At 55.1% G+C, this 7,511-nt stretch carries 9 protein-coding genes; 8 read left to right on the top strand and 1 reads right to left on the bottom strand.

Annotation, left to right across the window (positions count from 1 at the left end):
- Together I656_RS04030 and spoVM are read left to right on the top strand one after the other, a co-directional pair.
- A partial coding sequence (locus I656_RS04030) for a thiamine diphosphokinase (protein WP_020756029.1) occupies positions 1–357 on the top strand: 357 nt, incomplete at its 5' end.
- A gap of 81 nt (positions 358–438) precedes the next feature.
- Positions 439–519: a stage V sporulation protein SpoVM gene (gene spoVM, locus I656_RS0116280; RefSeq protein ID WP_011230680.1), complete on the top strand. Its 81-nt coding sequence runs from the start codon at positions 439–441 to the stop codon at positions 517–519.
- An 89-nt stretch (positions 520–608) separates the two neighbouring features.
- Here the strand turns inward: spoVM and rpmB are convergent, their stop codons facing one another.
- On the bottom strand, positions 609–794 hold the full coding sequence (gene rpmB / locus I656_RS04035) for a 50S ribosomal protein L28 (protein WP_011230681.1): 186 nt from the start codon (positions 792–794) through the stop codon (positions 609–611).
- Between the two features lie 228 nt (positions 795–1,022).
- Here rpmB and I656_RS04040 point away from each other — a divergent pair, with 228 nt between their 5' ends.
- The 6 genes from I656_RS04040 to fapR all read left to right on the top strand — a co-directional run.
- Positions 1,023–1,385 (top strand): Asp23/Gls24 family envelope stress response protein, encoded by a 363-nt coding sequence (locus I656_RS04040; RefSeq protein ID WP_015374392.1) that lies wholly within the window; start codon positions 1,023–1,025, stop codon positions 1,383–1,385.
- A 17-nt stretch (positions 1,386–1,402) separates the two neighbouring features.
- On the top strand, positions 1,403–3,073 hold the full coding sequence (locus I656_RS04045; protein ID WP_015374393.1) for a DAK2 domain-containing protein: 1,671 nt from the start codon (positions 1,403–1,405) through the stop codon (positions 3,071–3,073).
- 73 nt (positions 3,074–3,146) lie between these two features.
- Positions 3,147–3,809, top strand: a complete 663-nt coding sequence (gene sdaAB / locus I656_RS04050) for an L-serine ammonia-lyase, iron-sulfur-dependent subunit beta (protein WP_020756028.1) — start codon at positions 3,147–3,149, stop codon at positions 3,807–3,809.
- 54 nt (positions 3,810–3,863) lie between these two features.
- The gene (gene sdaAA / locus I656_RS04055; protein ID WP_033006239.1) at positions 3,864–4,748 is read left to right on the top strand and encodes an L-serine ammonia-lyase, iron-sulfur-dependent, subunit alpha; all 885 of its coding nucleotides are present in this window, start codon (positions 3,864–3,866) and stop codon (positions 4,746–4,748) included.
- The gene (gene recG / locus I656_RS04060; RefSeq protein WP_015374396.1) at positions 4,745–6,793 is read left to right on the top strand and encodes an ATP-dependent DNA helicase RecG; all 2,049 of its coding nucleotides are present in this window, start codon (positions 4,745–4,747) and stop codon (positions 6,791–6,793) included. The genes sdaAA and recG overlap by 4 nt, the downstream gene beginning before the upstream one ends.
- A gap of 298 nt (positions 6,794–7,091) precedes the next feature.
- A partial coding sequence (fapR, locus tag I656_RS04065; RefSeq protein WP_020756025.1) for a transcription factor FapR occupies positions 7,092–7,511 on the top strand: 420 nt, incomplete at its 3' end.

Raw genomic sequence — 7,511 nt, 5'->3', positions numbered from 1 at the left:
TTTGGGGCGACCGGCGGGCGGCTTGACCATTTGTTTGGCAACGTTGAGCTGCTGTTAAAGTACGCCGGGCGGCCCATTGAACTCATCGACCGGCAAAACGTGCTCACCGTCCATCTGCCCGGCGTGCATACGGTCGCGCGCGACGATCGATACCGTTATGTGTCATACATCCCGATTTCCGAAACGGTGGCAGAACTTACGCTGATGGGATTTAAATATCCGTTAACAAACTGTCATATTTCCCGCGGTTCGACATTATGTATTAGTAATGAACTTATCCAATCTTCCGGTACTTTTTCGTTTTCAGAAGGCATATTAATGATGATAAGGAGCAGCGATTTTGCCGGCTGCCCGTAGTCGCGCTTGGCTTATGACGGAATATAATGGATAAGGAAATGGCGGGAAGCTCGTGATGATCGGTGTGAGGAGGGAATCGGGATGAAGTTTTATACGATCAAGCTGCCGAGATTTTTAGGCGGAATCGTGCGGGCGGTGTTGAACGCATTTAAAAAAGGATAAGAAAAAAGCACCATTTTTGGTGCTTTTTTGTTGCCGCCGAACAAAAGGAGGGTTGCAACCTTTTGGGGCGGCTTCTTTTCGTTAGGCCGTTAGACGCGTTTCACTTTTCCAGATTTCAGCGCGCGCGCCGAAACCCAGACGCGTTTCGGTTTGCCGTCAACTAAAATGCGCACTTTTTGCAAGTTGGCTTTCCATGTGCGGCGGCTGGCGTTCATGGCATGCGAACGCGAGTTGCCGAACGATTTCTTCTTGCCGGTAATGAAGCACTTCGCCATCGTTTTTCCCTCCTTGCTTTCACATCCCTCTAAAAACACTATTATAATTTACCATACAACCGTAGGGATTGCAATAGACGTGCGGTTTTCTTTCAAGAAACTGTCCTTGACATCTATTTCAGTTTTCGGCTAAATAATACTAGTGGGCGGACGGGAAGCGCTTTGAAAACAGAAAGCGTTATAGTACAATAGGGGTAGCTGTGCGAGATACGCAAAGGGGGAACGAGCATGTCGATTGAATGGCAAACGAAATACGGGCGCATCGAAGTCGCCAATGAAGTCATTGCGATGATCGCGGGGGGAGCAGCCGTCGATTGTTACGGCATTGTCGGAATGGCGTCGAAAAACCAAATTCGCGATGGGCTGTCGGAAATTTTGCGCCGGGAGAATTTTTCCAAAGGGGTTATTGTCCGCGAAGAAAACGGCGAGATACATATCGATATGTACATCATCGTCAGCTACGGAACGAAAATTTCCGAAGTTGCCCATAACGTGCAGTCGAAAGTGAAGTACACGCTCGATCAGACGCTCGGGCTGGCGGTTCAGTCGATCAATATTTACGTTCAAGGGGTTCGGGTGTCAAACCCGTAGTAAGGAGGAGTTAGCCGGTGACAATGAGGACGCTTGACGGAAGACGATTTGCCGATATGGTGCAGCAAGGGGCCGCACATTTGGCGAACAACGCCAAGACGGTCGATGCGCTGAACGTCTTTCCGGTTCCAGATGGCGATACAGGAACAAACATGAACTTGTCGATGACGTCCGGGGCGAAAGAAGTGAAGGCGAATGCCTCCGACCATATCGGCAACGTCGCCGCGGCGCTGGCGAAAGGGCTGTTGATGGGGGCGCGCGGCAATTCCGGCGTCATTTTGTCGCAGCTGTTCCGCGGATTTGCCAAGGCAGTCGAAGGCAAACAAGCGGTGAACAGCTTCGAATTCGCCGCCGCTTTGCAGGCGGGGGTGGACACAGCCTATAAGGCGGTGATGAAGCCGGTTGAGGGGACGATCCTCACCGTTGCCAAAGAAGCGGCGCGCAAGGCGGTGGAGGCGGCAAAAAAAGAACGCGACGTGATCGCCGTGATGGAAGCGGCGCTCGCCGAGGCGAAAGCGGCGCTTAAGCGCACACCCGAATTGCTCCCGATCTTAAAGGAAGTCGGTGTCGTCGACAGCGGCGGTCAAGGGCTCGTATACATCTATGAAGGGTTTCTTGCTGCTCTGAAAGGAGAAATCGTGAGCGCCGCACGCGCTGAGGCGCGGATGGACGATTTAGTGAAAATGGTGCACCATCAAAGCGCGCAAAGTCATATTCATACCGATGAGATCGAGTTTGGCTACTGCACGGAGTTCATGGTCCGTTTTGAGCCGGAAAAGCTGGCCGAGCACCCGTTTTCCGAAGAAACGTTCCGCCGCGAGTTAAGCCAGTTCGGCGACTCGTTGCTTGTTGTCGCGGATGACGAGCTTGTTAAGGTGCACATCCATTCGGAAACGCCGGGTGAGGTGCTGACATACGGTCAACGCTACGGCAGCTTGATCAATATTAAAATTGAAAACATGCGCGAACAACATGCCAACATCGTCGGCAAGGAGGCCAAAACGCTGACTGGTGTTGCCAAAGAGGAAGCAAAGCCGTACGGCATCGTCGCCGTCGCCATGGGCGCTGGCGTGGCTGAACTGTTTCGGAGCATCGGTGCCCACGCCATCATTGAAGGTGGGCAAACGATGAACCCGAGCACGGAAGAAATCGCTGACGCCATCCGCCTCGCCAACGCGGAAACGGTGTTTGTGCTGCCAAACAACAAAAACATTGTAATGGCGGCAAAACAAGCGGCGGAGCTTTCCGAACAGCGGGTTGTCGTCATCCCGTCGAAAACGGTTCCGCAAGGTCTGGCGGCGCTCTTGGCGTTCAATCCGGCGCAATCGGCCGAGCAAAATGAGCGGGCGATGACGGCGGCGCTGTCGCGAGTGAAAACGGGGCAAGTGACATTTTCCGTGCGCGATACGACGATTGACGGCATCGAGATTCAAAAGGGCGATTACATGGGGTTATGGGATGACCGCATTATTGCCGCTGACAAAGACAAACTCACCGTAACGAAGCGGCTGCTTGATGCGCTCATTGATGAAGAAAGCGAAATCGTGACCATTTTGTACGGCGAAGACGCAACGGAGATCGATGTGGAAACAGTCGTTGCCTATTTGGAAACGAAACATGACGGGGTCGAAGTGGAAGTGCATAACGGAAAGCAGCCGCTGTATCCATTTATCATTTCCGTCGAATAATATGTTAGAATAATAGAAGGGAGCATTCCCTTCTATTTTTCTTATTTTTCTGTTTTGTGGAGGAATAGCGGAGATGAAATACAAAAGCGTCTTTGATATCATTGGCCCGGTGATGGTCGGGCCGTCAAGTTCACATACGGCCGGGGCGGTGCGCATCGGTTTGGTTGCGCGCAAGTTGTTTGGCCGAAAGCCGACGTGGGCGCGCATTTCGTTTTACGGCTCATTTGCCGAAACGTATCGGGGGCATGGCACCGACGTTGCCATTGTCGCCGGGCTGCTTGGGTTTGACACGTTCGATGAACGTCTTCCGAATGCGCTTGAGATCGCCCGAGCGGAAGGTGTAGATGTGTCGTTTTCCGCCGAGGAGGCGATTCCGCATCATCCGAATACGGCGCGCCTGCGGATTGGCGATGATGAAGGCGAGCTTGAGCTCGTCGGCATTTCGATCGGCGGCGGCAAAATCGAAATCGTCGAATTGAATGGGTTTGCCTTGAAGCTGTCCGGCCATCATCCAGCGCTGCTCATTATGCATAACGACCGGTACGGGACGATTGGAGCGGTGGCTTCCGTGTTGGCGAAGTGGAAGATCAACATCGGCCACATGGAAGTGTCGCGCAAGGAGAAAGGGAAAGAGGCGCTCATGGCGATCGAAGTCGACCAGCCGTTGACCGATGATCTGATTCAAGAATTAGAGCAGCTGCCGAACATCATTCAAGTGGCGAAGCTTGTGGATTAAAAAGAAATCGGTTTCAGATGCACCATGATAGAGAGAGGATAGGTGGGAAATGATATGTTTCGCAATGTGGCTGAACTTGTGGCGTTGGCCGAAAAGGACAACATCAAAATCGCTGAAGTGATGATTCGCCAAGAAGTGGAGGTAAGCGGAAGAAGTCGAGAAGAGGTGATCGCGCAAATGGATCACCATTTGTCGGTCATGGAGCGCGCCGTCGAGAGGGGACTCGAAGGGGTTGTGTCCCGCTCCGGGCTGACGGGCGGCGATGCGGTGCGGATGCAGTGTTATATTGAGGGCGGCCGTTTTTTGTCTGGGGAGACGATTTTGGACGCCGTCAGCAAAGCCATGGCGACGAACGAAGTGAACGCGGCGATGGGCGTTATTTGCGCCACCCCGACGGCAGGGGCGGCCGGCGTCGTTCCAGGGACGTTGTTTGCCGTGAAAGAGAAGCTGCGGCCGACAAGGATGGAAATGATCGAGTTTTTGTTTACAGCCGGGGCGTTTGGCTACGTCGTCGCGAACAACGCCTCGATTTCCGGCGCCGCCGGCGGCTGTCAAGCCGAAGTTGGGTCGGCGGCCGGCATGGCGGCCGCGGCGTTGGTGGAGCTGGCCGGTGGGACGCCGAGCCAAGCGGCCGAAGCGATGGCCATCGCCCTAAAAAATATGTTGGGATTAGTATGCGACCCGGTTGCTGGCCTGGTCGAAGTGCCGTGCGTCAAGCGGAACGCGATGGGGGCGGCGAACGCCATGATCGCTGCGGATATGGCGCTAGCCGGCATTAAAAGCCGCATCCCGTGCGATGAAGTGATTGAAGCGATGTATCGCATCGGTGCAGCCATGCCGGTGGCGCTCAAAGAAACGGCGCAAGGGGGGGTGGCCGCGACGCCGACTGGCCGCGCCATTGCGGCTCGCATTTTCGGCGCTTCTGCGGCATCGAAGTGAACGAAGCGATGCAGCAGCCGGTGACGGCGGTCAAAGGCATCGGTGAAGAGACGGCGGCCGCGCTTGCCGACATCGGCATCGCGACGGTCGGTGAGCTGCTTGCGTACGCCCCGTACCGCTATGATGATTACGAACAAAAAGATTTGGCCGTCGTCCGCCATGAAGAAAAAGTGACAGTGGAAGGAAAAGTATACAGCGCCCCGCTGTTGACGTATTACGGAAAGAAAAAATCGCGCCTTTCCTTCCGCATGCTGGCCGATCGCTACTTGATCACCGTTGTTTGTTTCAACCGTCCCTATTTGAAGGAAAAAATCGCCCTGAACGAGACGGTGACGGTGATCGGCAAATGGGACCGGCATCGGCAAACGATCAACGCCTACGAACTTCGGTTCGGACCGGCTCCGGAGACCACCGGCATCGAGCCGGTTTACTCCGTTCGCAGCCCGCTGACGGTGAAAACGATGCGCCGGTTGATGAAAGCGGCGTTCGAACAGTTTGGCGAGCACATCCCCGACCCGCTGCCGCCCGCTTTGCGCCGTGCTTATCGCCTTGTCGACAAACAAGAAGCGCTCCGCGCCCTTCATTTTCCGCGCACGCGCGAAGAGTTGCATCAGGCGCGGCGCCGGCTCATCTATGAGGAGTTTTTGTTGTACCAGCTGAAAATGCAGGCGCTCCGTCGATTGATGCGCGATGAGCGGCGCGGCGTCGTTCATTCGTTTTCTGAAGAGCGGCTTTCGTCCTTTCTTTCCGGATTGCCGTTTGTCTTGACGAACGCCCAGCGCCGCGTCATCGGCGAAATTTTGGCGGACATGCGCTCGCCGCGGCAAATGAACCGGCTTTTGCAAGGCGACGTCGGTTCTGGCAAGACGGTCGTTGCCGCTGTCGCTCTTTACGCCGCCGCTTTGTCCGGATTTCAAGGAGCGCTGATGGTGCCGACGGAAATTCTGGCTGAACAGCACGCCCGCTCGCTCGCCGAGCTGTTTGCCGATACGGATGTGACGATTGCGCTCTTGACAAGCTCAGTGAAGGGAAAGCAGCGCAAAGCGGTGCTTGCCGAACTGGAAGAAGGAACAATTGATATCGTCGTAGGCACGCACGCCTTGATTCAAGAAGGAGTGCAGTTTCACAGGCTCGGCCTCGTGATTACGGACGAGCAGCACCGGTTTGGCGTCGAACAGCGCCGCGTTTTGCGTGAGAAAGGGCATGCACCGGATGTATTGATGATGACGGCGACGCCGATTCCGCGCACACTCGCCATTACAGCGTTCGGCGACATGGACGTATCGGTGCTCGATGAAATGCCGGCCGGACGAAAAAAAGTCGAGACGTATTGGGTGAAGCATCATCAGTTCTCCCGCGTGCTCGATTTTATCGAAAAGGAATTGCGCCGTGGTCATCAGGCGTATGTCATCTGTCCGCTCATTGAGGAGTCGGACAAATTGGATGTGCAAAACGCCATCGATGTCCATAGCCAGCTTGTCCATTATTATCGCGGGAAATATGAGATCGGCTTGATGCACGGCCGGCTGTCGGCCGACGAAAAAGAACGCGTCATGCGGGCGTTCAGCGAAAACCGCATCCATGTGCTCGTCTCGACGACGGTCGTTGAAGTCGGCGTGAATGTACCGAATGCGACGGTGATGGTCATTTACGACGCCGAACGGTTTGGCCTCGCCCAGCTCCATCAGCTGCGCGGGCGGGTCGGGCGCGGCGACGCCCAGTCGTACTGCATTTTGATCGCCGACCCGAAATCGGAAGTCGGCAAAGAACGAATGCGCATCATGACGGAAACGGCCGATGGGTTTGTGTTGGCCGAAAAAGATTTGGAGCTGCGCGGTCCGGGCGATTTTTTCGGTACAAAACAAAGCGGGCTCCCGGAATTCCGCTACGGCGATCCAGTGCATGATTACCGCATTTTGGAAGTCGCCCGCCGCGATGCCGCCAAGCTCGTTTCCTCGGCCGCGTTTTGGCGCGATGAGGCGTACGCCGGGCTGCGCGCCGAGCTGGAAGCGTCCGGCCTACTCGACGGGGAAAAGCTAGATTAATAGACAGGGAGGAGGCGGCCGGCGCATTCGCGCCCCGCTGTTTTTTATGGTAATTGATTTTTTTGCCAGTGGAAGCCTATATTTTCATTGCTCGGACGGAGGAGGCAGGAGATGCCTGTCCCACTATTTCGTTTGTGGGCCTCGAGGATGAAGCAGAAAGCCGTTTGGCGAGGGGGCGTCGGATCCACAGCGGCCGACAGCCTGTGGCGCTGTTCATTTTTTGTGCTTGCATTTCGTTTTTTGATATTATATATTACTTTTAGTACCTAGTCATAAAATCGGACGGTGTCACGAATCGATGAGAAAAAGCAAACGCGAACGGCAACGGTTGTTGCAGGAGACGATCCGGGAAAACCCGTTTATCACCGATGAAGAGCTCGCCGAAAAATTTTCGGTCAGCGTGCAGACGATCCGCCTTGATCGGCTTGAGCTGTCGATTCCCGAACTGCGTGAGCGCATCAAGAATGTCGCCCGCCAGTCGTTCGCTGATAAAGTGCGGGCGTTGCCGCTTGAAGAAGTAATCGGCGACATTATTGACATCGAGCCGGATGCGAGCGCCATTTCGATTTTCGATGTGAAAGAGGAGCACGTCTTTCGGCGCACCCGCATCGCCCGCGGCCATCATTTGTTCGCTCAGGCCAACTCGCTTGCCGTCGCTGTCATCCATGATGAACTGGCGCTGACAGCGAAAGCGACCATTCGTTTTGTGCGTCAAGTG

Source organism: Geobacillus sp. WSUCF1 (assembly GCF_000422025.1).
GTDB classification, from domain to species: Bacteria; Bacillota; Bacilli; order Bacillales; family Anoxybacillaceae; genus Geobacillus; species Geobacillus zalihae.
Note: the sequence above shows the minus strand (reverse complement) of the source record. Positions and strands in the feature narration are given on the sequence as shown.